This window comes from Micromonospora eburnea, from assembly GCF_900090225.1.
GTDB classification, from domain to species: Bacteria; Actinomycetota; Actinomycetes; order Mycobacteriales; family Micromonosporaceae; genus Micromonospora; species Micromonospora eburnea.
Genome location: NZ_FMHY01000002.1, coordinates 6,016,668 through 6,039,665 on the forward strand (window position 1 = coordinate 6,016,668; position 22,998 = coordinate 6,039,665).

20 protein-coding genes are annotated in these 22,998 nt (G+C 72.2%); 8 read left to right on the top strand and 12 right to left on the bottom strand.

Annotated elements, in window-relative coordinates:
- Positions 1-46 precede the first annotated feature (46 nt).
- The 3 genes from GA0070604_RS26020 to GA0070604_RS26030 form a co-directional block, all read right to left on the bottom strand.
- The gene (locus tag GA0070604_RS26020; RefSeq protein ID WP_091124081.1) at positions 47-466 is read right to left on the bottom strand and encodes an Asp23/Gls24 family envelope stress response protein; all 420 of its coding nucleotides are present in this window, start codon (positions 464-466) and stop codon (positions 47-49) included.
- Positions 467-548: 82 nt separating this feature from the next.
- Positions 549-1,553 carry a methylmalonyl Co-A mutase-associated GTPase MeaB gene (gene meaB / locus GA0070604_RS26025; protein ID WP_091124084.1) on the bottom strand — a complete coding sequence of 335 codons (1,005 nt, stop codon included), beginning with the start codon at positions 1,551-1,553 and terminating at the stop codon, positions 549-551.
- The gene (locus tag GA0070604_RS26030) at positions 1,550-2,749 is read right to left on the bottom strand and encodes an acetyl-CoA C-acetyltransferase (RefSeq protein WP_091124088.1); all 1,200 of its coding nucleotides are present in this window, start codon (positions 2,747-2,749) and stop codon (positions 1,550-1,552) included. The genes meaB and GA0070604_RS26030 overlap by 4 nt, the downstream gene beginning before the upstream one ends.
- A gap of 60 nt (positions 2,750-2,809) precedes the next feature.
- Here GA0070604_RS26030 and mce point away from each other — a divergent pair, with 60 nt between their 5' ends.
- The 5 genes from mce to GA0070604_RS26055 all read left to right on the top strand — a co-directional run bounded on the left by mce (position 2,810) and on the right by GA0070604_RS26055 (position 10,071).
- A complete protein-coding gene (gene mce, locus GA0070604_RS26035) occupies positions 2,810-3,277 on the top strand; it encodes a methylmalonyl-CoA epimerase (RefSeq protein WP_091124092.1) in 468 nt (155 codons plus the stop codon).
- A gap of 277 nt (positions 3,278-3,554) precedes the next feature.
- Positions 3,555-4,910: a crotonyl-CoA carboxylase/reductase gene (gene ccrA / locus GA0070604_RS26040; RefSeq protein ID WP_091127419.1), complete on the top strand. Its 1,356-nt coding sequence runs from the start codon at positions 3,555-3,557 to the stop codon at positions 4,908-4,910.
- Between the two features lie 308 nt (positions 4,911-5,218).
- A complete protein-coding gene (locus tag GA0070604_RS26045) occupies positions 5,219-6,469 on the top strand; it encodes a DivIVA domain-containing protein (protein ID WP_091124094.1) in 1,251 nt (416 codons plus the stop codon).
- Between the two features lie 158 nt (positions 6,470-6,627).
- On the top strand, positions 6,628-8,739 hold the full coding sequence (locus GA0070604_RS26050) for a coiled-coil domain-containing protein (protein ID WP_091124097.1): 2,112 nt from the start codon (positions 6,628-6,630) through the stop codon (positions 8,737-8,739).
- 147 nt (positions 8,740-8,886) lie between these two features.
- On the top strand, positions 8,887-10,071 hold the full coding sequence (locus GA0070604_RS26055; protein ID WP_091124101.1) for an AI-2E family transporter: 1,185 nt from the start codon (positions 8,887-8,889) through the stop codon (positions 10,069-10,071).
- Between the two features lie 4 nt (positions 10,072-10,075).
- Here GA0070604_RS26055 and GA0070604_RS26060 read toward each other — a convergent pair whose 3' ends face one another.
- From GA0070604_RS26060 to GA0070604_RS26085, 6 genes are all read right to left on the bottom strand, one after another.
- Entirely contained in the window at positions 10,076-10,885 is an 810-nt protein-coding gene (locus GA0070604_RS26060) for an alpha/beta hydrolase (protein WP_091124104.1), read from the bottom strand.
- Between the two features lie 66 nt (positions 10,886-10,951).
- Complete coding sequence (locus GA0070604_RS26065) at positions 10,952-11,278, bottom strand: hypothetical protein (RefSeq protein WP_377593523.1); 327 nt, start codon at positions 11,276-11,278, stop codon at positions 10,952-10,954.
- Between the two features lie 69 nt (positions 11,279-11,347).
- A complete protein-coding gene (locus GA0070604_RS26070) occupies positions 11,348-12,400 on the bottom strand; it encodes a hypothetical protein (protein ID WP_091124107.1) in 1,053 nt (350 codons plus the stop codon).
- A complete protein-coding gene (locus GA0070604_RS26075) occupies positions 12,397-12,891 on the bottom strand; it encodes a SigE family RNA polymerase sigma factor (protein ID WP_091124110.1) in 495 nt (164 codons plus the stop codon). The genes GA0070604_RS26070 and GA0070604_RS26075 overlap by 4 nt, the downstream gene beginning before the upstream one ends.
- 40 nt (positions 12,892-12,931) lie before the next feature.
- Positions 12,932-14,722, bottom strand: coding sequence for a 3-hydroxyacyl-CoA dehydrogenase family protein (locus GA0070604_RS26080; RefSeq protein WP_091124113.1), 1,791 nt, complete (start codon positions 14,720-14,722; stop codon positions 12,932-12,934).
- Between the two features lie 192 nt (positions 14,723-14,914).
- Complete coding sequence (locus GA0070604_RS26085; protein ID WP_091124116.1) at positions 14,915-15,979, bottom strand: alpha/beta hydrolase; 1,065 nt, start codon at positions 15,977-15,979, stop codon at positions 14,915-14,917.
- 187 nt (positions 15,980-16,166) lie between these two features.
- Here GA0070604_RS26085 and GA0070604_RS26090 point away from each other — a divergent pair, with 187 nt between their 5' ends.
- On the top strand, positions 16,167-17,666 hold the full coding sequence (locus tag GA0070604_RS26090) for an aldehyde dehydrogenase family protein (RefSeq protein WP_091124119.1): 1,500 nt from the start codon (positions 16,167-16,169) through the stop codon (positions 17,664-17,666).
- A gap of 41 nt (positions 17,667-17,707) precedes the next feature.
- On the opposite strand, the gene nucS is transcribed toward GA0070604_RS26090, so the two are convergent.
- Positions 17,708-18,367: an endonuclease NucS gene (gene nucS, locus GA0070604_RS26095; protein WP_091127421.1), complete on the bottom strand. Its 660-nt coding sequence runs from the start codon at positions 18,365-18,367 to the stop codon at positions 17,708-17,710.
- 71 nt (positions 18,368-18,438) lie between these two features.
- Between nucS and GA0070604_RS26100 the strand changes: the two genes are divergently transcribed.
- Positions 18,439-19,056 (top strand): DUF4126 domain-containing protein, encoded by a 618-nt coding sequence (locus GA0070604_RS26100; protein ID WP_091124121.1) that lies wholly within the window; start codon positions 18,439-18,441, stop codon positions 19,054-19,056.
- A gap of 154 nt (positions 19,057-19,210) precedes the next feature.
- Here GA0070604_RS26100 and GA0070604_RS26105 read toward each other — a convergent pair whose 3' ends face one another.
- Positions 19,211-19,792, bottom strand: a complete 582-nt coding sequence (locus GA0070604_RS26105; protein ID WP_091124124.1) for a hypothetical protein — start codon at positions 19,790-19,792, stop codon at positions 19,211-19,213.
- A 765-nt stretch (positions 19,793-20,557) separates the two neighbouring features.
- Here GA0070604_RS26105 and GA0070604_RS26110 point away from each other — a divergent pair.
- Positions 20,558-20,854, top strand: a complete 297-nt coding sequence (locus GA0070604_RS26110) for a DUF1540 domain-containing protein (RefSeq protein WP_091124127.1) — start codon at positions 20,558-20,560, stop codon at positions 20,852-20,854.
- Positions 20,855-20,918: 64 nt separating this feature from the next.
- Here the strand turns inward: GA0070604_RS26110 and GA0070604_RS26115 are convergent, their stop codons facing one another.
- Complete coding sequence (locus GA0070604_RS26115) at positions 20,919-22,925, bottom strand: protein meaA (RefSeq protein WP_091124130.1); 2,007 nt, start codon at positions 22,923-22,925, stop codon at positions 20,919-20,921.
- Between the last annotated feature and the right edge of the window lie 73 nt (positions 22,926-22,998).

The following is a 22,998-nucleotide window of genomic DNA, read 5'->3' on the forward strand; positions in this document are numbered from 1 at the left end:
CGCCTGAACGATTACTAAGGATGTGCGTACCGGTCGGTAACTCGCCTCAGGCCGACGGCGCCACCGGCCCGCCCAGAGCCACGTCGTCGACCCGGATGTTGATCTCGTCGACCCGCAGCCCGTACGCCTCGACGGCGGAGGTCACCGCCGAGCGGACCGCGTCGGTCACCTCGGGCACCGGCCGGCCGGCGTCGATCACGATGACCAGGTTGATCACCGCCGCGCCGTTGGTGACATGGGCGGAGCAGCCGCGCCGGGCGTCACCGACCTGGTCCAGCCCGACCTTGTCCAGCACCGCGTTGAAGAAGCGCGCCAGATCGCCGCCGAGGTCGGCCACCCCGGGCACGGCCCGGGCGGCAGCCACCGTGATCTTCTCCACCACCTCGTCGGAGACCTGCGTCGCGCCGCCCGCCACCACGTCGGGAGTCACCGACAGCTCCTGGGTCGCCTCCGCCTCGCCAGCCATGCTCCACCCGCCTACTCGTCCAGCCCCACGACCGCCATGAGGCGGTGCGAGCGTACTAGTTGACGGGTCCGCAGTGGACCCGTCAGGCGGCCAGTTGGGCCAACAGTTCGGCGGCGGCGGCGTACGGGTCGATCGCGCCCTCGGCCACCTTGGCGGCGAGCGTCGGCAGTTGCGTACCGTCGCGCAGCGAGCCGATCCGGTCCCGGAGGGTGCCGAGCGCGATCGCCTCGATCTCGGCGGCGGCCCGCGCCTCCCGGCGGCGACGCAGCTCACCGTGCCGCTCCAGCCAGTCGCGGTGCTTGTCGATCGCGGCGGCGATGTCGTCGATCCCCTCGCCGCGCGCGGCGATGGCCCGGACCACCTGCGGCCGCCACTCCCCCGGCCCGCGCTCGCCCAGCGCGATCATGCCCTGGATGTCGCGGACGGTGGCGTCGGCGCCGTCCCGGTCGGCCTTGTTGACCACGAAGACGTCGGCGATCTCCAGGATGCCGGCCTTGACCGCCTGGATCGCGTCACCCATGCCCGGGGCGAGCAGCACCAGGGTGGTGTCGGCCAGCGAGGCCACCTCGACCTCGGCCTGCCCGACGCCGACGGTCTCCACCAGCACCACGTCGCAGCCGGCGCCCTCCAGCACCCGGACCGCCTGCGGCGTGGCCGCGGAGAGCCCGCCGAGATGGCCACGGCTGGACATCGAGCGGATGTAGACGCCCGGGTCGGTGGCGTGGTCCTGCATCCGGACCCGGTCGCCGAGGATCGCCCCGCCGGTGAACGGGCTGGACGGGTCGATGGCCAGCACGCCGACCCGGTGACCGCGCGCCCGCAGCGCCCGGACCAGCTCGTTGGTGGTGGTCGACTTGCCCACCCCCGGCGACCCGGTCAACCCGACCACCTGGGCGTGCCCGGCGTATGGCGCGAGGGCCGCCGCGACCTGCGGCAGCACCTCGTCGCCGGACTCGACCAGGGTGATCAGGCGGGCCACCGCGCGGGGGTCACCCGCGCGGGCCCGCTCCACCAGCATCGGTACGTCCCGGCTGCGGCGCACCGGTGCGGTGGCCGTGGCCGGGGCGTTCTCGACGGCGCCACTCACTGCTGGCTCTCACCGCCGGACGGAACGTGGATGATCAGGGCGTCGCCCTGGCCGCCGCCGCCGCAGAGCGCGGCCGCGCCGGTGCCGCCGCCCCGGCGCTTGAGTTCCAGGGCCAGGGTGAGTACCAGCCGGGCGCCGGACATGCCGATCGGGTGCCCGAGCGCGATCGCGCCGCCGTTGACGTTGACCTTGTCCGGGCTGACGCCCAGGTCACGGGTGGACTGGATGCCGACCGCCGCGAACGCCTCGTTGATCTCGATCAGGTCGAGGTCGGAGACGCTCAGGCCGGCCTTCTTCAACGCGTGGTTGATGGCGTTGGACGGCTGCGAGTGCAGGGAGTTGTCGGGACCGGCCACGTTGCCGTGCGCGCCGATCTCGGCGAGCCAGGTCAGCCCCAGCTCCTTGGCCTTGGCCTTGCTCATCACGACCACGGCGGCGGCGCCGTCGGAGATCGGCGAGGAACTGCCGGCGGTGATGGAGCCGTCCTTGGTGAAGGCCGGGCGGAGCCGGGCCAGCGCCTCGACCGTGGTGTCCGGCCGGATGCCCTCGTCCTCGCTGATCACCAGCGGGTCGCCCTTGCGCTGCGGGATGATCACGGGGGTGATCTCGTCGGCGAAGTGACCGTTCTTCTGCGCGGCGGCCGCGCGCTGATGGCTGGCGGCGGAGAAGGCGTCCTGCTCCTCGCGGGTGATGCCGTGCCGCACCCCGTGCCGCTCGGTCGACTCACCCATCGCGCAGCAGTCCCAGGCGTCGGTGAGGCCGTCGAGGGCCATGTGGTCCTTGATCGTCACGTCGCCGTACTTGTAGCCGGAGCGCTGACCGAGCAGCAGGTGCGGCGCGTTGGTCATCGACTCCATGCCGCCGGCCACCACGACGTCGAACTCGCCGGCCCGGATGAGCTGGTCGGCCAGAGCGATCGCGTCCAGGCCGGAGAGGCAGACCTTGTTGATGCTCAGCGCCGGGGTGGACATCGGGATCCCCGCCTCGACCGCGGCCTGACGGGCCGGGATCTGGCCGGTGCCGGCCTGGAGAACCTGCCCCATGATCACGTACTGCACCTGGTCCGGTGCGACGCCGGCGCGTTCCAGCGCCGCCTTGATCGCGATGCCACCCAGCTTGGTCGCGGGAAGGTCCTTGAGGTTGCCCAGCAGGCGCCCCATCGGGGTCCGCGCGCCGCTGACGATCACCGAAGCCATGCCTGCCTCCGAGGGGGTGCCGACCGTACGCCTTAACGATTGTTCGGTCAGACTAGCGCCATGGTTGAGAACTCCCCCGTCGAGCCCGCTGCCGACTATGTCACAGAGCTCGGCCTGCTCCGCATCGACCACGTCGGGATCGCGGTCGCCGACCTGGACGCGGCGATCGACTTCTACCAGCGCACCTTCGGGATGCGCTGCGTGCACACCGAGACCAACACCGAGCAGGGCGTACGCGAGGCGATGCTGGCGGTCGGGCCGACCACCGAGGGCGGGTGCGTGCAACTGCTCGCCCCGCTGTCGCCCGAGTCGACGATCGCGAAGTTCCTGAACCGCCACGGCCCGGGCGTGCAACAGGTCGCGTACACCGTGGCCGACATCGACGCGGCCTGCGCGGCGCTGCGCGAGCGGGGCGTACGACTGCTCTACGAGACCCCGAAGCGGGGCACCGCGGACTCCCGGATCAACTTCGTGCACCCGAAGGACGCCGGCGGCGTGCTGATCGAGCTGGTCGAACCGGCCCACTGACGCGGGCAAGGCCGAGGACGGGCCGGGCCGCCGCAGCCCGCCCCGGGCGCGGTGATGCGCGGTTCACCGACCCCACGGACACCTCCACGCATCGGCCGATGCAGTTTTTCACAGAGGACTTCCGACCCTAGCTACCGTTCAGTAACGTCCGGCCCCACAGGAGCGCGACCGGTGCCGAATGTGTCGATTGCCGACATGGCGGTCCCGTCGCACCGACGCCGACGATGGCCGCACCCCTGCCCCGGCTCGGGTGCGGGCGGACGAACGGGAGGTCACCGTGCAGGACATCCTCGAAGCGATCATGGCGGCGGAGGGCTCCGCGCAGCCGGAACGGGAACTAGCCGGGCTCGCCGGCCTGCCGGTGCCGCAGAGCTACCGGGGCGTGGTCGTCCGCGCCGAGGACACCCGGATGTTCGACGGCCTGGCGACCCGGGACAGGGACCCGCGCAAGGCGCTGCACCTGCGGGAGGTGCCCACCCCGGAACTCGGCCCGGGCGAGGCGCTGGTCGCGGTGATGGCCAGCGCGATCAACTACAACACGGTCTGGACCAGCATCTTCGAGCCGCTGCCCACCTTCCGGTTCCTCCAGCGCTACGGCCGGGTCTCCGAGCTGGCCCGCCGGCACGACCTGCCGTACCACGTGGTCGGGTCGGACGCGGCCGGCGTGGTGCTGCGGACCGGCCCCGGGGTGACCCGGTGGCAGGCCGGCGACGAGGTGGTCGCGCACTGCCTCTCGGTGGAGCTGGAGGACGCCGCCGGCCATGACGACACCATGCTCGACCCGCAGCAGCGGATCTGGGGCTTCGAGACCAACTTCGGCGGCCTGGCCGAGCTGGCCGTGGTCAAGGCCAACCAGCTCATGCCGAAGCCGCGCCACCTGACCTGGGAGGAGGCGGCCAGCCCCGGGCTGGTCAACTCGACCGCCTACCGGCAACTCGTCTCGCACCACGGGGCGAACATGAAGCAGGGCGACGTGGTGCTGATCTGGGGCGCCTCCGGCGGCCTGGGCAGCTACGCCACCCAGCTGGCGCTGGGCGGCGGGGCGATCCCGGTCTGCGTGGTCTCCTCCCCGGAGAAGGCCGAGCTGTGCCGGAAGATGGGCGCCGAACTGGTCATCGACCGGGCCGCCGAAGAGTTCCGGTTCTGGAAGGACGAGGAGACCCAGGACCCGGACGAGTGGCGGCGCTTCGGCGAACGGATCCGCGAGCTGACCGGCGGCGAGGACCCGGACATCGTCTTCGAGCACCCCGGCCGGGAGACCTTCGGCGCCAGCGTCTACGTCGCCAAGCGCGGTGGAACCATCGTCACCTGCGCCTCGACCAGCGGCTACCAGCACCAGTACGACAACCGATACCTCTGGATGCACCTCAAGCGCATCGTCGGCAGCCACTTCGCCAACTATCACGAGGCGTGGCAGGCCAACCGGCTGGTGGCCCTCGGCAAGGTCCACCCGACCGTGTCCCGGACCTACCCGCTGGAGCAGACCGGCCAGGCCGCGTACGAGGTGCACCGCAACGCGCACCAGGGCAAGGTCGGGGTGCGCTGCCTCGCCCCGGCCGACGGGCTCGGCGTCCGGGACACCGGGTTGCGCGCCCGGCACGAGACCGCGATCAACCGGTTCCGCGGCCACTGACCCCACTGCCCGACAAGCCGACACGCCGGCACCGTCCGGCCGATCCCGGCCCACCCGCCGGGGCGAGCCGGCATTGCCTTTTTCCGCTCCCGGGACACCATTTGCTTGACTCCCGACAAAAGGGCCGCAGGCCGTCTCCCGCGGCCCCTTTGTCGGCCACCACACGTCCGGCCCGGCACGCCCGGGACCTGCCGAGACCGCCTCCAGGTCCGGGCTCCGCCCGGGGCTGGAAGATGACCATGTAAAGAGGACGCAAAAGCTGCGTACCGCTCTTGGAAGGACCCTGGGGGGTCTGCCAGTATGTCCCAATGCCCCAGCAGCAGTCCTCCCCTCTTGCGTTCTTCGACAACGCGAACTCCCAGCCAGATTTCACCGTCGGCCTGCGCGGCTACAACACCAATCAGGTCGACGACTTCATCGGGCGGCTGACCGCCGCGCTGAGCCAGTCCGAGCAGGCCCGCGCCGAGGCCGAGCAGCGGATGAACGACGCCCAGCGCCGGCTCCGGCAGGCCGAGCAGCGCCAGAGCGCGCTGGAGCAGAAGCTCGCCGAGGCCAGCAAGCAGCTCGAGGAGAACAGCCGGCCGACTCTCTCCGGCCTGGGCACCCGGGTCGAGCAGATCCTCCGGCTGGCGGAGGAGCAGGCCAACGACCACCGCAACGAGGCCAAGCGCGAGTCGGAGGGCATCCTCTCCGCCGCCCGCCTCGAGGCGCGGGAGATCACCGACAAGGCGCGCGCCGAGGCGGCCGCGATGAAGGCGAACGCCGAGCGGGAGGCCGGCAGCGTCCGTACCGCCGCCGAGCGGGAGGCCGCCGAGGTCCGGGTGCAGGCCCGCCGCGAGGCGGACACCCTGCGCGCCGATGCCGAGCGGGAGACCAAGCAGCTGCGTACGGTCACCGCGCACGAGGTGGCCGAGCTGAAGTCCACCGTCGAGCGTGAGGTCGCCACCCTGCGGGCCACCGCCGAGCGGGAGATCACCCAGCAGCGGGCGAAGGCCGCCCGGGAGGCCGAGGAGAAGCGCGCCGAGGCGACCAAGCTGCTGACCGACGCGCGGGACAAGCGCGACAAGGACCTCCAGGCCCTGGAGCTCCAGCTCGCCGAGCGGCGGGAGAAGGCCGAGCGCGAGGAGTCGGAGCGGCACGCCGCCCAGGTCGCGCAGACCCAGAAGCTGGTCAGCGAGGCCGAGCAGCGGGCCCGGACGGCCCATGAGCGGGCCAAGGAGATCGAGCAGCGGGCCGAGGCCCGCCGGGTCGAGTCCGAGCGCACCGCGAACGAGACCGTCGACAAGGCCAAGGCGCTGGCCGACAAGACGCTGAACGAGGCGAAGGCCGAGGCGCAGCGCCTGCTGAACGAGGCGCGCACCGAGGCGGAGCTGACCACCCAGGCCGCCCGCCGCGAGGTCGAGGACCTCACCCGGCAGAAGGAAGCCGTCACCTCGCAGCTCGGGCAGATGCTCTCCGGCCTCGCCGGCATCGTGCCCGGCGTGCCGGCGGCCGGCAAGTCGGAGGAGGCCAAGGCCGACGGTTCCGACGGAAAGGTCACCACCGAGTCGGCGAAGTAGGCACCACCCGCAATCGGGGCATGAGTCACGGCGCGGGGTGACACCGGGTAACCGGCGTCACCCCGCGCCGTCATGCTTCCCGTCCGTTTCGACACCCCGGTCCCAACAGGGGCGTCCGTATCGCCCCAGCAGGGCCGGATGCGTGTGAGGATGGGAGCATGTCGCACGGCGAGGAACTGTTCGCTCTCGGCGGGGATGTGACCACGGAGCCCAGCTTCGAGTCCGCGCTGCGGGGATACGAGAAACGACAGGTCGACCGGTACGTCGCTCGCGCGGAGCACGAGATCACAGCGCTGACCGCGGAGCGGGAACAGGCCTACACCCAGATCCACAAGCTGGCCGGCCAGGTGGAGGTCCTGCAACGCGACCTCGCCCAGGTGCGTAAGCAGGTGGGCGTGGTGGACCGGGCCTCGTTCCGGCACCTCGGTCCCCGGGTCGAGCAGATCCTCACCATGGCCGAGGAGCAGGCGGACGAGATCCTCGCCGCCGCCAACGAGGAGATCGAGGCCCGCCGCGCGGCCGCCGAGCACATCATCGAGGAGGCCCGGGAGCAGTCCGCCCAGGCGCTCAAGGACTTCGAGATCGCCCTCGCCGCGCGCCGGGCCGAGGAGGAGCGGCACACCAACGCCCGCAAGGCCGAGGCGGACGCCGCCCTGAAGGCCGCCAAGGATGAGGCCGAGAAGCTGCGCCGGAACGCCCAGGAGGCGCTGGCCAAGGCGCAGCAGGAGGCCACCCAGCTCCGGGACACCGCCAAGGAGATCCACACCCGCGCCCAGCAGGAGTCCACCCGGCTGCGCGAGGCCGCCAAGGAGGCGTTGGCCAAGGCCCAGCAGGAGGCCACCCAGCTCCGCGAGGCGGCCAAGGAGGTGCACGCCAAGGCGCAGGCGGAGGCCAAGCGCCTGACCGAGGCCGCGACCGAGGCGGGCCGGGCCACCCACGCCAAGGCCCTCGCCGAGGCCAAGAAGATCGTCGACGACGCGGAGGAGGCGGCGAAGGCGACCCGGGGTCGGGCGCGGACCGAGGCGCACCGGCTCACCGCCGAGGCCGCCGAGGCCGGCAAGCGCAGCCGGGCCGAGGTCGACGCGTACGTGCAACAGAAGCGGACCGAGACCGACGCGTACGTCCAGCAGAACCGGACCGAGACCGAGGCGTACGTCCAGCAGGCCCGGGCCCAGACGCAGCAGGAGCTGGGCGCCTGGCGGGCCGGGGTGGAGCAGGAGGTCAACGCCCGACGGGAGGCGGCCGACCGGGAGCTCGCCAAGCGCCGGGCCACCGCCGAGCAGGAGTACGCCAAGCGCCGCGACGAGCTCGACAAGCAGCACAAGAAGCGGCAGGACGAGCTGGAGAAGGGTTACACCGCCCGGCGTAACGAGATCGAGCAGGGCGCCGCCGCGATCCGGCAGGCGGCCGAGCAGGACGCGCTCACCATGCGCCAGCGGGCCGAACAGGAGTCGGCCGAGCTGCTCCGCCGCGCCGAAACGGAAGCCGCCGACAAGCGCCGCAAGGCCGACGAGCACGTCGCCACCTCCCGCCGGCAGTTCGAGGAGTACGCAGCCACCACCCAGCAGCACCTGGCCACCACCCAGCAGCACCTCGCCGCCACCCAGCAGGAGGTGGCCGCCGGCCGGCAGCAGCTCGCCCAGGTGATGCTGGAGATCGCCACCGCCCAGCAGGAGCTGGCCGACCTGCGGACCGAGACCTGGAAGTCCCGCCAGGAGTCCGACGATCTCCAGCGCCAGCTCGCCGAGCTGCGGCAGACGGCAGGCAGCGCCTCGCCGGGTCTCGCCGCCACCCCGGTCGATCCGGACCGGCTGCCCGCCGCCACCGGCGGCGCCCCCGGTTCGGCCGCCACGGCCGGCACGACGGACCCGGTGACCGCCAAGGGCACCACCGCGGCCACCCCCACCGGCGGAGAACCGGCCCCGGCCGCGAGCAGGGAACCGGCCGCCACCAAGCAGCCCGCCGGCACCAAGGAACCGGCCGCCACCAAGCAGCCGGCCGGAGCCACGACGCCGGCCGGGGCGACGGAGCCGGCGGCCGAGGCCGGCAGCGCCCGGCCGGTCGCCGAGCCGGTGACCACCGTGGACGGGGGCACCGCCACCGCCGGGGTGGACGGCGAGCCGACCGTGGCCGCCGTGCCCGGCGAGGGCGGCCGGGGCGCCACCCCCACGAAGATCACCAGCACCGGCGAGAACGGCAAGCGCCCGACCAAACCAACCACCGACGAACGCAGCGCCAAACCGAGCACGGTCACCGTCGAGAAGGACTGAGCCCGCGCGGCGGCCGTTTCCGGCGATCGGGTACGCCCGGCCACGACCTCACGCGCAGGATCGCGATGGCCGACGTGCGCCATACCCCGCTACCCTCCGGGCAGGAAGGGCCCACACGCGGGCCGGGGAGCTTCCGGGGAGGTCCTGATGGGCGAGGCCACGTCGGGTGAGGGCACGTCGGGCGACGCGCGACCGGGCGACGAGGGCGGTCTCCGCCCCGAGCCGGACACAACGGGCGCGCGCGTGCCGCCCACCGTCGACGAGCCGACCGAGTTCGAACCGAGCGGCCGGTTCGGCGTACCGGGGAAGCCGCTGCGGCGCAGCCCGTTCCTGGTCGGCTTCACCGGGGCGCTCGGCGTGCTGCTGGCGTACACGGTCTTCCTCGGCGTACGCAACTCCGCCGGCATCCTGGTGCTTGTGGTCGTCGCGATCTTCCTCGCCGTCGGCCTGCACCCGGCGGTGGTCCGGCTGCGTCGCTGGGGGTTGCCGCACGGGCTGGCGGTGACGGTGGTGACGCTGACCCTGCTGTTGCTGATCATCGGGGGCCTGCTGGCGCTGGTGCCCCCGGTGGTGACCCAGTCCGGTCAGTTCATCGCGCACCTGCCCGGCTACGTCGAGGAGCTGCGCCGCAACCCGACCGTCAACGACCTCGTCGAGCGGTACGACGTGATGGCACGGGTCCAGGCGGCCGCGAACGCGGACACCATCGGCCGCGCCCTCGGCGGCGTGCTGGGCGGGGCACAGCTCATCTTCGGCACCCTGTTCCGGGCGCTGACCGTGCTGGTGCTGACGATCTACTTCCTGGCCTACTTCGACAAGCTGCGCAACCTCGGGTACGCGCTGGTGCCGCGCACCCGCCGGCAACGGGTCCGGCTGATCGGCGACGAGATCCTCACCCGGGTCGGCGCGTACATGGTGGGCGCGCTGGCCATCGCGGTGCTGGCCGGGGCGAGCACCTTCGTCTTCGCGCTCGCGGTCGGGTTGCCGTACCCGTTCGCACTGGCCGTGGTGGTCGCGGTGACCGACCTGATCCCGCAGATCGGGGCGACCCTGGGCGCGGTGGTGGTGTCCCTGGTCGGCTTCGCCACCGACCTGCCGGTCGGCATCGCCTGCCTGGTCTTCTTCCTGGTCTACCAGCAGGTGGAGAACTACCTGATCTACCCAAAGGTGATGCGCCGGGCGGTCTCGGTGAACGAGGTGGCGGCGCTGCTCGCCGCGCTGCTCGGGGTGTCGCTGCTGGGCGTGGTCGGGGCGCTGATCGCCATCCCGACCGTGGCCGCCCTCCAACTGATCCTTCGCGAGGTGGTCCTGCCCCGGCAGGAGTCCCGCTGACCGGTCAGCCCGCCCGCCGCTGCTGCGGCCCGGGCACCGGGGTGTCGGCGAAGGCGGCCACCGTCCGGTCGGCGTACGCGCTGACGTCGCCGGTCTCCATCGGGCCGTCCCAGGTCGTCGGCAGCGGCACCGGCACGGCCGGATTGACCCGCCGGACGATCTCGTCGAGCGCCGTCTCCGCGTCGCCGACCCACAGGTGCTTGGCGCCGGGCACCCCGACCACCTCGGCCTGCGGCACGGCCGCGAAGCGCTGCCGGGCCTCCTCGGGGCGCAGATAGTCGTCGAACTCGGGCACCAGGGCGGTGAGCGGCTTGCCCGACTCGGCCCAGACGGCCAGGTCCGCCGGCTCGGAGAAGCGCAGCGGCGGGGAGAGCAGGACGGCCCCGGCCACCGCCGGGTCGCAACCGTACTTCAGCGCCAGGTCGGTGCCGAACGACCAGCCGACCAGCCAGATGTTCGGCAGCTCCTGAAACTCGGCGTACTCGATGGCGGCGGCGACGTCGAACCGCTCGCCGACCGCGCCGTCGAAGGCGCCCTCGCTGGTGCCCCGGACGCTGCTGGTGCCCCGGGTGTTGAACCGGAGCACGGCCAGGTCGGCCAGCGCGGGCAGCCGCCAGGCGGCCTTGCGGAACACGTGGCTGTCCATCATCCCGCCGTGGGTGGGCAGCGGGTGCAGGCAGACCAGGGTGCCGGCCGGCGCCCGGTCCAGCGGGCGGGCCAGCTCGCCGACCAGCGTCAACCCGTCGGCGGTGTGCAGCTCGATGTCCTCCCGACGACCGGGCAGGATCGACGACGCACGGATCGGTGTGCTCACCGTCCCAGTCTCCCGCGCCGCCGCCCGCGCCGCCCGCCGGGGCGCGAACAGGGTGACCCAGATCGCTCAGCCGTATCGGGGCGCGCCGTGCCCGCGCTGGAGGTTCGGCCCGCGCCGGTCCCGGGCCCGCCAACAGCCGGTGTGCCAGTGCCGCCGGTCGGTGAGATCGCCCCGGTCGTCGGCCGGCCAGGCCACCACGTGCGCCACCCCGGGGCGGATCTCCTGGTCACAGCCCGGACAACGGTACGTCTTGGTCGACGCCCCGCCGCTGACCCCGCGTACCTGCCAGTCGCCGTCGCGCCACTGCTGGACCGTGGGCACGCCCTGGCGTACCCGGTCGGAGTCCAGGCGGGTGTTCTCGTCCCGGCGGGGACGGTTGCGACGGGGGCTCACGGCCACCAAGCGTACGGGCCGCCGGCCGGACCGGCCCGGGTCGGGCGGCCCGGCCGGCACGGCGCCCGCTCAGTCCCAGGTCTCCGGATCGCCCGGGTCCTTCGCCACCCGCGCCCCGGCGAGCAGCGTCGTCGCGTCCTCCTCGGTGAAGCCCGTCGCCAGCAGACCAAAGGTCGCGATCAGGTGGGTCCTGGGGATGCCGAGCAGCTCCAGTTGACCGCCCTGCGGATAGAGGTAGGCCGGACGCCCGCCGACGGTGCGGTTGCCGTCGCTGCGCACACCGGAAATTCCGGAGTTGTACTCAAGGCGGACGTACATCGTGTCGGACGTGCCGCGGTAGAGGTTCACCGTCACGGCCATCACGCCGGGGAAGGAAGACACGTCCACCGAGCAGCTGTCGATCCGGGCCCCGGCGGGCAGCGTGGTGAGCCGCAGGGGCCCGCCGCACCGGCGTGCCTCATCCCAGCGGATCGCTTCGATGGCGCGGACGAGGGCGAACGGGTCCGACGCGCTCATGCTCGCCCGCGCGTAGAGCCCGGCCGCCGGCCGCCACCAGGTGACATACCAGGGGCTGCCGTCGCTCGCCGGCACGCGCTGGACGCTGCCGTCGAAGGTCGCCGCCGATGGCGCTTCCACCGACTCTCCCTCAATGCCGGTGCCGTCGAGCTCCGCCGCGGACCGGGCCACCGAGACGGCGACCGGCCGCCCGCCCCCGGCATCGAAGCGGACCGACTCGACCTGTCCGGTGACCCCCCAGTCCAGATAGCGTCCCTTCGCCGGGTCGACGCCCAGGTGCAGCACCTGCGGGTCGGTGCCGACGAGGTCGGGCCGCTGGGCGGCGCCCGGCACCCCGTCGGCCCGGGGCGGTACGGGCGCGGCGACGGGCGTTGTGGTCGCGGTGGTCCACGGCAGCCGGCCGGAGAGCCCGCTGATATCCGGCCCGGTCGCCCCGACGTAGCCGAGGACCCCGACCAGGGCCAGGGCGGTGCCGGCGGCGGCCCGACGGCGCTGCCGCCGCCGGCGTCCCCGGGCCCGGGACCGGTTCAGCAGCCGGTCGGTGTCGATCTCCCCTTCGGCGCGCTCCCGCAGCACCGAGGTGATCCGCTGGTCGAGGTCGGTCACGGCCGGCTCCCGTTGGTCGTCGGGGCGCCGCAGCGCTCCCGCAGGTGGGCGAGCGCCCGCATCGCGTGGGTGCGGACGGTGACCGGGGAGCAGTCGAGGATCTGGGCGATCGTGGCGTCGTCCAGGTCCTCGTAGTAGCGCAGCACCAGCACGGCGCGCTGGCGGTCGGGCAACGACCGGATCAGCCGCCACATCTCGTCCCGATCGGCCGCCTCGCCGCTCAGATCGTCATGGTCGGCCCGGTCGGCGAAGGTGTCCAGGGCCAACTCCCGGCTGGACCGCCGCCGCCACCACGAGTGGTTGGCGTTGACCAGCATCCGGCGCACGTACACGTCCGGCCGGTCGGCACCGGCGATCTTGCGCCAGTGCACGTACGCGCGCGCCAGGACGTCCTGGGTCAGGTCCTCGGCCCGGTGCTCGTCACCGGTCAGCAGCCGGGCCAGGCGCAACAGGGCCGGGCCGCGGCTGCCGACGTACTCCTCGAAGGTCACACCCTCAAGACGCCGTCACCGGCGCCCGGTGTTGACCCGGTCAGCGGTTGGTGTGGTCGCGGAAGCCACGACCACTCTTGCGGCCCAGGTAGCCGGCGGTGACCAGGTGCTCCAACAGCGGTGCGGGGGCGAAACCGGGCTCGCGCAGCTCCAGGTAGAGCTCCCGCTGGATGGCCAGCGCGACGTCCAGGCCGACCACGTCGAGCAGCTCGAACGGGCCCATCGGGTAGCCGCAGCCGAGCTTCATGGCGTGGTCGATGTCGTCGGCGGTCGAGTAGCTGGCCTCCAGCATCTTCACCGCGTCGTTCAGGTACGGGAAGAGCAGCGCGTTGACGATGAAGCCAGAGCGGTCACCGCAGACCACACCGGTCTTGCCGAGCGTGGCGCAGACCGCCCGGGCGGTGGCGGTGGTCTCCGCCGAGGTGCGGATGGTCCGCACGATCTCCACCAGCGACATGATCGGCGCCGGGTTGAAGAAGTGCAGGCCGATCACGTCCGCCGGCCGCTGGGTGGCCATCGCCACGTCGATCACCGTCAGCGACGAGGTGGTGGTGGCGAGCACCACGCCCGGCTTGCAGATCTCGTCGAGGCTGGCGAAGAGGGCCTTCTTGACGCTCAGCTCCTCGACCACCGCCTCGACCACCAGGTCGACGTCGGCGAGGTGCTCCAGGGTGGCGGACCAGGTGACCCGGCCCAGCGCGGCGTCCCGCTCCTCCTCGCTCAGCTTGCCCCGGACCACGCCCTTGTTCAGCGAGGTCTTGACCGCCTCGCAGACCTTGGCCGACTTCTCCGCGCCCCGGGTCACCGAGACGACCTCGTACCCGGCCTTGGCGAAGACCTCGATGATGCCGGTGGCCATGGTCCCGGAGCCGACCACACCGACCTTGGTGATGCCGCGGGCACCGTCGACGAGCGCGGCCTCGGTCGTCGCCGGGGTCTGCTCGTCCGGTACGACCCTCGGCGAGCCCGGCCGCTCGTAGGTGTAGAAGCCCCGGCCGGACTTCCGACCCAGCAGCCCGGCGGTGACCATCTGCTTGATCAGTGGCACCGGGGCGTGCCGGCGGTCCCGGCCACCGCGCCGGTACATGGTGTCCAGGATCTCGTACGCGGTGTCCAGGCCGATCAGGTCCATCAGCGCGAGCGGGCCCATCGGCAGGCCGCAGCCGAGCTTCATCGCGGCGTCGATGTCCTCGCGGGTGGCGTACCGCGCCTCGAACAGGCTCACCGCGTGGTTGAGGTAGCCGAAGAGCAGCGCGTTGGCGATGAAGCCGGCCCGGTCGTTGATCGTCACGTCGACCTTGCCGAGCCGCGCGCAGAGCGCCTCCACGTCGGCCACCACGTCGGCGGAGGTGACCACCGTGCGGATCACCTCGACCAGCTTCATCACCGGGGCCGGGTTGAAGAAGTGGATGCCGATGACCTGGTTGGGCCGGGTGGTGGCGACGGAGATCTCGGTGACGCTCAGCGAGGACGTGTTGGTGGCCAGGACCGCCTCGGGCTTGCAGACCCGGTCCAGCTCGGCGAAGAGCCGCTGCTTCAGGTCCAGGTGCTCGGGGACGGCCTCGATGACCAGGTCCACCGAGTGCAACGCGCCCAGCCCGACCTGGAAGTCGACCCGGGACAGCAGCGCGTCCCGGTCCGCCTCGGCGAGCTTGCCCTTGGCGACGGCCCGGTCGGTCGAGCCGGTGAGGGTGGCCCGGCCGCGCTCCAGGGCGGCCTCGGAGATCTCCACGGCCACCACGTCGATGCCGTTGCGGGCGAACACCTCGACGATGCCGGCACCCATAGTGCCCAGCCCCACCACGCCCACACTGGTGAACTCGCGCGCCACGACCGGCCTCCCCTGGTTGACTCCGCCGCTGTCGCTGAACGGCGGCTAAGGCTATGCGCCGGAGTCTGCCACGTGACGCTGTGTTGTCGAGGTGCCGTGGGGTATTTCACGACGTCCGTCACTCTCCGCCTCCGGCGTCGGAAGCCCGACGGATCCGGCCGTGTCGGCTGCGGGCCCGACCGGCACCCCGGGTCAGGCCGCCGTGGACACCCCGGCCAGCGCCAGCAGCTCCGCGACGAACTCGGCCGGCCGCTCCAGGTGCGGGCTGTGGCCGCAGCCGGGCAGCACCACCTCCCGGTACGTCCCGCCGGCCGCCGCGTACCGGTCCAGCACGGCCCGGGTCTGGCCGACCATGGGCTGCGGCGGGCGATCCGCCGCACCCGGCCAGCCGGGGATCGCCCCGAGCGACCCCAGGTACGCCAGGTCGAACAGCGAGGTGTCCGAGACGATCACGTCGGCGTCGCCGCGTACCCAGGTCACCGGCGGCTTGGCCGGGACGGCGACCAGCTCGTCGGCGATCCGGAACCACGCGGGCGCCAGCGCGTTGAGCACCCCGCGCTCCCCCGCCGCCGTGCCCGGCCAGTGCGGCGAGACGACCGACGTGCCCGGATAGTTGTCGTCCCCGGTGGCAGTGGTGAGCATGCTGTCGAGCAGCAGCTCCTCGTCCTCGCCGAGCGACGCCGGATCGGCCACGTAGGCCGCGCGCAGCACGTTCCGCGGGCTGGTCGGGGCCGCCTCGCCCCGGTCCTGCGCGGTGAGCCGGGCGACGAAATCGGGGTTGACGCCGCCCGCGCCGGTCCCGGCGGAGTCCGGTGTGGTCGGTGTGCCGTCGAGGTCCCGCGTCCCGCCGAAGCCGTACGGCGAGACCGGCGCCTCCAGCAGCAGGCCGGCCACCCGCTCGGGGCGGTCGACCAGCAGCCGCATCGCCACGCCACCACCCAGCGAGTGCGCGACCACCACCGGCCGCGCGCCGGGGGCGAACAGCCCGGGGACGTCCAGCAGGGCCGCCACGTCGTCGGCGAAGTCGCCGAGGCCCCGGGTCGCGTCGACCGGGGCGGTCTCGCTGTCGCCGTATCCCCGCAGGTCGGGGGCGACGACGCGGAGCGTCTCCGGCAGTCGGGGCAGCAACGGCTCCCAGAACGCGGACGACGAGACGTTGCCGTGGACGAACAGCACCGGTACGCCGTCCGGCGGGCCGGCCACCCGTACCGCCTGGGTGATGCCGTTGGCCTGGACGGTGTGCTGCTCGCTCCGCATCCGCGCATGCTGCCACGGCCGGGCCGGCCCCGGCCATGTGCCCGGTCGCCATCCCGGCCCGCCGCCTGGTGTGGCCGCCCCGCACCCGGCGCTGGCCCGACCCGCTCCGGTGCCGCGGCGTGCTCAGGCGCGGGTCGGCCAGCACGCCGACCTACCGGCGAGTAACGCTCGGGTCTAGACTTCGACCATGACGGCTGTACATGTCCCGGGGACCCCGGTTGTCGAGGACGGTCACCTGATCTCGACCAGCCCGGCGACCGGCGCGGAGGTCGGACGGTTCCCGGCCGCGACCGAGGCGGACGTGCGGGGTGCGGTCGAGCGGGCCCGCGCGGCGGGTGACTGGTGGGCCGGGCTCGGCTTCACCGGCCGGCGGGAACGGCTGCTGCGCTGGCGTACCCTGCTCGCCCGGCGGATCGAGGAACTGGCCGAGCTGACGCACGTCGAGGGCGGCAAAGCGGTCGCCGACGCCGTCGTGGAGATCCTGACCGCGCTGGAGCACATCGACTGGGCCGCGCGCAACGCCCGGCGGGTGCTCGGGCCACGGCGGGTCCGCTCCCGGCTGCTCGTCGCCGAGTTCAGCGGTCACCTCGAATACCAGCCGTACGGGGTGGTCGGCGTGATCGGCCCGTGGAACTATCCCACCTTCACCCCGATCGGCTCCATCGCGTACGCCCTGGCCGCCGGCAACGCTGTTGTTTTCAAGCCGAGCGAGTACACCCCCACCGTCGGCCAGTGGCTGGTGGACCGGTTCGCCGAGGTGGTGCCGGAGCAGCCGGTCCTCACCGCCGTACACGGCCTCGGCGACGCCGGTGCGGCGCTGTGCCGCTCGGGCGTGGCCAAGGTGGCCTTCACCGGCTCGACCGCCACCGCGAAGAAGGTGATGGCCGCCTGCGCCGAGTCGCTCACCCCGGTGCTGCTGGAGGCCGGCGGCAAGGACGCGATGATCGTGGACGCCGACGCCGACCTGGACGCCGCCGCCGAGGCGTGCGTCTGGGGGGCACTGACCAACGCCGGGCAGACCTGCATCGGCATCGAGCGGGTCTACGCGGTCGACCAGGTCTTCGACGCCTTCGTCGACAAGGTGGTGGCCAAGGCCGGCCGGCTCACCGTCGGCCCGGACGACGCCGACATCGGCCCGATCACCATGCCGTCCCAGCTCGACATCATCCGCCGGCACATCGACGACGCCGTCGCACGCGGCGGGCGGGTGGTGCTCGGCGGCCCCGACGCGGTCCAGCCGCCGTACGTCCACCCGACCGTGCTGGTGGACGTCCCCGAGGACTCGGCCGCCGTCCGCGAGGAGACCTTCGGCCCGACGATCACCGTCAACCGGGTACGCGACGTGGACGAGGCCGTCGAGCGGGCCAACGCCCTCTCGTACGGCCTGGGAGGTTCGGTCTTCGGCCGGAAGCGGGCCGTGGCGGTCGCGCGGCGGCTACGCTCCGGGATGGCCTCGATCAACTCGACGCTCACCTTCGCCGGCATGTCGACGCTGCCGTTCGGCGGGGTCGGCGACTCCGGCTTCGGCCGCATCCACGGCGAGGACGGGCTGCGCGAGTTCGGCCGCGCCAAGGCCATCACCCGCCGCCGGGCCCGCTCGCTGCTGCCATCGACGACCTTCGAGCGCACCCCGGCCGACGTCGCCCGCCTCGTGAAGGCCGCCAAGATGATGTACGGGCGGCGCTGACTTCCCCGCCCCGGGAGGCTCCCCCCGGGGCGGGGACACCCTCAGAACAGGGTCAGCTCGTCGCGCTCGATACCGCGCAGCTTGTCGTAGTCGACCACCACGCAGCGGATGCCCCGGTCGGTGGCGAGCACCCGGGCCTGCGGCTTGATCTCCTGTGCGGCGAAGACGCCGGCCACCGGGGCCAGCAGCGGATCCCGGTTCAGCAGCTCCAGGTAGCGGGTGAGCTGCTCGACGCCGTCAATCTCGCCGCGCCGCTTCACCTCCACCGCGACAGTGCCCTGCTGGGCGTCCCGGCAGAGCAGGTCGACCGGACCGATCGCCGTCATGTACTCGCGGCGGATCAGCGTGTACCCCTCGCCGAAGGTCTCCGGGTTGGCGGCCAGCAGCTCCTGGAGATGCGCCTCGACGCCGTCCTTACGCAGCCCCGGGTCGACCCCCAGCTCGTACGAGGTGTCCTGGAAGACCTCCTCCAGGGTGATCCGCAGTTCCTCGCCGGCCTTGTTGACCACCCGCCACACACCGGGGGCCTCCTCCAGCCGACACGGCGGGCTCATCCAGTTCAACGGCTTGTACGCCCGGTCGTCCGCGTGGATCGACACCGAGCCGTCCGCCTTCACCATGAGCAGCCGGGTGGCCGGCGGCAGGTGTGCCGAGAGCCGTCCGACGTAGTCCACCGAGCATTTCGCAATCACCAACCGCACCCGACGAGGGTAGCCGAGCACCCGGCGTCGGCCGGCGAGCGCCACTGGCGTACCGGTGCGATATTGAGATCGTGTTCGAAGTCCTCACTGGTTCCGGTCTCGCCGCGTCGGCCGGCCTGAACGCGTACATCCCGTTGCTCCTCATGGGTCTGCTGGCGCGCTACACCGACCTGGTCGACCTGCCCAACGGTTGGCAGTGGCTCGGCAACGGCTGGATCATCCTGATCCTCGGGGTACTGCTCGCCATCGAGGTGGTCGCGGACAAGGTGCCGGTGGTCGACCACATCAACGACGTGGTGCAGACGGTGGTCCGGCCGACCGCGGGCGGGCTGGCCTTCGGCGCCGGCTCCAGCTCCCAGACCGTCACGGTCAGCGACCCGGACAGCTTCTTCTCCTCGCACCAGTGGATACCGGTCGTGGTCGGCGTACTGATCGCGCTCGGTGTGCACCTGGTCAAGGCGGCGGCCCGCCCGGTCATCAACGCGGCCACCGCCGGCTTCGGCGCTCCGGTCGCCAGCACCGCCGAAGACGCGACGAGCGTGATCATGTCGGCGGTGGCGATCCTGCTGCCGGTGTTGGTGCTGGCGTTCCTGCTCGGGTTCGTCGCGTTCCTGTTCTGGTTCCTGCCCCGACGCAGGTCACGGCGCCGGGAGCTGCAGGCCGCCCGGGCGGCGGGGTTCCGGGTCTAGCTCTGGGCCTGGTGGCGGGTCGCTGCCGCGCATGGGGGCGCCCGGTTCCGGGCGGCCGCTCGCGCTGCCCAGGATCTGCAGAGACGCCGCTGGCCGGCACCCCGGTTGCGGGGTGCCGGCCAGCGATGTTCATGTGGTTCGTGTTCTGTGGTTGTCAGCTGTTCCAGTGCTGGGCGACCAGGTCGGCGGCCTGCTGCTCCCACTGGGCGTAGGCATCCGGGTACGCCGACACCTGCACCGTCTGCGCGGCCTTGGTCAGCGGCATGTCCTGCCACCCGTCAACCTGCTTCAGACCCTTCAGGAACGCCATCGTCGAGTACTCCGGATCGGTGATCTGCTCCGGCGAACCCCAACCACTGGACGGACGCTGCTGGAACAGACCCAGCGAGTCATGATCGTTCTTGTCGCCGAGGTGGCCCAGGTTCTCCAGCTTCGACTCCTGCAGACTCGTCGCGATCGACACCACCGCGGCCCGCTCCGGCATCCCGGCCTTCTTCGTCGCCGCGATGATCGCCTTCACGTTGCCGGTCTGCTCGTCGTTCAGACCGATCCTCGACTGCGCGCCCTGCACACCATGCGGAATCAGCTTGCCGCTGTCCGGCTTGTCGGCCTGCACGACGGCCGGGTTGGCGTGCACCGGCTCAGCCGCGTGAGCCGCGATCGGACCAGCGAACACACCACCGGTGAAAGCCAGACCAGCAACACCAAGAACGCTCTTACGCAGCATCGTGTTCATGACAAGCTCCATTCGGGGGTTGGCGCACACCCGCCGACAAAAGGGGAGACGGCAATTTCCGTGTGCGCAAGCACCGTCAGGCGCTCAAAAGAGAAGGGGGAAAGTCATCGACCGGAACGCTCACGGGGCGATGGGATCGCCTCTTCGCGGCGCCGGGACCATGTACAACGACCGACCACCCGGCGTCATTCCCGGGATCGGCCCACCCGCCGAAGCGGGCGGCCCGGGGCCTGGGGGCTCCTTGGTCGTGCAGCCCTGTACAACGACCCCCGCCCGTCGGCCATTCCGGCCGCAGGATGCCGCCGCCCACTCCCGAACCGGACATCCAGCACAAAACGTGGCGCCGGTTGATCGCGGAACTCCGTGATCCACTCCATGTGCCGCAAACGGTGGTCACCGGCCCGGCTGAGACCACCACATACCGCACACGGAGTCGATCAAGACCTAGTGGAGGCGGACGGGCTCAGAAGCCCGACATCCGGCACCCGCCAGCATCGCCACATCCCCACGCGGAGTCGACCACGACCCCGCCGAGGCCCGGGCGGGCCGGACCGGAAGAGCGTCAGCCACACCCGAGGACAACCGGACCAGGGTGATCCACTCCATGTGCCGCACACGGCGGTCACCCGCCCCGGCCGAGACCACCAAATACCGCACACGGAGTCGACCATGGCGGCGGTCCGGCAGGTGGCGCACGCCGAATCGAGAGCGAGAAACTGTTCAGACTCCTAGAATCATGGATAAGGCCGGACGAAGGAGACATCGGTGACATCAGCGGTGGAAATGCCCCGAGTCCAGGAGTGCACCGTCGCCTCCTGCGCCTACAACCGCACCAACGACTGCCACGCCTTCGCCATCACGGTCGGCAGCAGTGATCACGCCCGCTGCCACACATTCGTCGAGATGCCGGTACGTGGCGGAAGCGAGCAACTGGTCGCGCAGGTGGGGGCCTGTCAGCGCTCCGACTGCCGGCACAACTCGGACCTGGAGTGCCACGCCCCGGCGATCACGGTCGGCCGGGTGACGGAGTTGGCCGACTGCATGACGTACCAGAGCCGCTGACCCACGCGCAGGCGTTAAAAGGGGCCCCTGTACAACGCCAGGCGTTAATAAGGGGCCCTTCCTTTCAGCTCAGGCTGTTGGATTCGCGGATTACGGTGACCAGCTCGTCGATGATGCCGGTCAGCGCGAAGTCCTTCGGGGTGAAAACGCGGGCCACGCCGGCCACGCGCAGGGCCTCGGCGTCGCCGGCCGGGATGATGCCGCCGACCACCACGGGCAGGTCGCCCCGCCCGGCGGCGCGCAACCCGTCGAGTACGGCCGGTACGGCGGCCAGGTGCGAGCCGGAGAGCACCGAGAGGCCGACCAGGTCGACGTCCTCCTCGACGGCGGCGGCCACGATCTGCCCGGCGGTCAGCCGGATTCCCTGGTAGACCACCTCGAAGCCGGCGTCGCGGGCGCGTACCGCGATCTGCTCGGCGCCGTTGGAGTGCCCGTCCAGGCCGGGCTTGCCGACCAGCAGCCGCAGCCGGCCGCTGCCCAGCTCGCGGGCGGTGGCGGCGACCCGCTCGCGGACCGCCGCGAGCCCCGCGTCGCCACCGGCCCCGGCCGCACCCGCCAGGCCGGTTGGGGCCCGGTACTCGCCGAAGACCTGGCGCAGGGCGCCCGCCCACTCGCCGGTGGTCACCCCGGCCCGTACGCAGGCCAGGGTCGCGGCCATCAGGTTCGTCGTGGTCGCGGCGTCCGCGCGCAGCCGGTCCAGTGCCGCGTCCACCGCCGCCGCGTCCCGACCGGCCCGCCACTCGCGTACGGCGGCTGCGGCGGCTGCCTCGACGGCCGGGTCGACCTGCTCGATCGCCTCGGCACCGGCCGCGGTCAGCGGCGACGGCTCGGTCTCGGTGAACCGGTTGACGCCCACCACCACGTCAATGCCGGCCTCCATCCGGCGGCGACGGTCGGCGAGCGAGGCCACCAGGGCGCTCTTCAGGTAGCCGGTCTCCACGGCGGCCACCACGCCGCCCATCTCCAGCACCTTCGCCAGCTCGACGCGGGCGCCGGCGACGATATTGTCGACCAGCGCGGTCATCACGTGCGAGCCCTCGAACAGGTCCGGATGTTCCAGCAGGTCCGACTCGTACGCCAGCACCTGCTGCATCCGCAGCGACCACTGCTGGTCCCAGGGGCGGGGCAGGCCGAGCGCCTCGTTCCAGGCGGGGAGTTGCACCGCGCGGGCCCGGGCGTCCCGGGAGAGGGTGACGCCGAGCATCTCCAGCACGATGCGCTGGACATTGTTCTCCGGCTGGGCCTCGGTGAGGCCGAGCGAGTTGACCTGCACGCCGTACCGGAAGCGGCGCTGCTTCGGGCTCTCGACGCCGTACCGGTCGCGGGTGATCTCGTCCCACAGCGCGCCGAAGGCGCGCATCTTGGCGATCTCCTCGACGAAGCGCACCCCGGCGTTGACGAAGAAGGAGACGCGTTGGACCACGTCGCCCATCCGCTCGGCCGGCACCTGGCCGCAGTCGCGTACGGCGTCGAGGACGGCGACCGCGGTGGCCAGGGCGAAGCCGACCTCCTGCACCGGCGTCGCGCCCGCCTCCTGGAGGTGGTACGAGCAGATGTTGACCGGGTTCCATCTCGGCATCTCGCGCAGTGTGTACGCGATGACGTCCGCGGTCAGCCGCAGCGACGCGGCCGGCGGGAAGATGTGGGTTCCCCGGGACAGGTACTCCTTGATGATGTCGTTCTGGGTGGTGCCGGCGCAGCGGGTCAGCTCCGCGCCCTGCTCGGTGGCGACCGTGGCGTAGAGGCCGAGCAGCCACATGGCCGGCGCGTTGATGGTCATGGACGTGTTCATCTCGGCCAGCGGTAGGCCGTCGAAGAGGGCCCGCATGTCGCCGAGGTGCGCCACCGGCACGCCCACCCGGCCCACCTCGCCGGCGGCCAGCTCGTGGTCCGGGTCGTACCCGGTCTGGGTGGGCAGGTCGAAGGCGACGGAGAGACCGGTCTGCCCCTTCGCCAGGTTGCGGCGGAAGAGCGCGTTGGTGGCCGAGGCGGAGGAGTGCCCGGCGTAGGTGCGCATCACCCAGGGCCGGTCGCGCTCCGGCAACCGCCCCGCGAGAACCTTCTCGTCCATGACGGGAGTCTAAGTTACCGTTCAGTAGAGCGCGGTGTGGAAAACCACACACGTCCATGTACGGGATCCCCGG

What these genes read in the sequence shown, in the direction of transcription:
- GA0070604_RS26020 (WP_091124081.1), bottom strand. Translation starts at nt 466, where the DNA reads ATGGCTGGCGAGGCGGAGGCGACCCAGGAGCTGTCGGTGACTCCCGAC.
- mce (WP_091124092.1), top strand. Translation starts at nt 2,810, where the DNA reads ATGGTTGAGAACTCCCCCGTCGAGCCCGCTGCCGACTATGTCACAGAG.
- GA0070604_RS26090 (WP_091124119.1), top strand. Translation starts at nt 16,167, where the DNA reads ATGACGGCTGTACATGTCCCGGGGACCCCGGTTGTCGAGGACGGTCAC.
- GA0070604_RS26045 (WP_091124094.1), top strand. Translation starts at nt 5,219, where the DNA reads ATGCCCCAGCAGCAGTCCTCCCCTCTTGCGTTCTTCGACAACGCGAAC.
- GA0070604_RS26115 (WP_091124130.1), bottom strand. Translation starts at nt 22,925, where the DNA reads ATGGACGAGAAGGTTCTCGCGGGGCGGTTGCCGGAGCGCGACCGGCCC.
- GA0070604_RS26055 (WP_091124101.1), top strand. Translation starts at nt 8,887, where the DNA reads ATGGGCGAGGCCACGTCGGGTGAGGGCACGTCGGGCGACGCGCGACCG.
- GA0070604_RS26085 (WP_091124116.1), bottom strand. Translation starts at nt 15,979, where the DNA reads ATGCGGAGCGAGCAGCACACCGTCCAGGCCAACGGCATCACCCAGGCG.
- GA0070604_RS26050 (WP_091124097.1), top strand. Translation starts at nt 6,628, where the DNA reads ATGTCGCACGGCGAGGAACTGTTCGCTCTCGGCGGGGATGTGACCACG.
- GA0070604_RS26105 (WP_091124124.1), bottom strand. Translation starts at nt 19,792, where the DNA reads ATGAACACGATGCTGCGTAAGAGCGTTCTTGGTGTTGCTGGTCTGGCT.
- GA0070604_RS26030 (WP_091124088.1), bottom strand. Translation starts at nt 2,749, where the DNA reads ATGGCTTCGGTGATCGTCAGCGGCGCGCGGACCCCGATGGGGCGCCTG.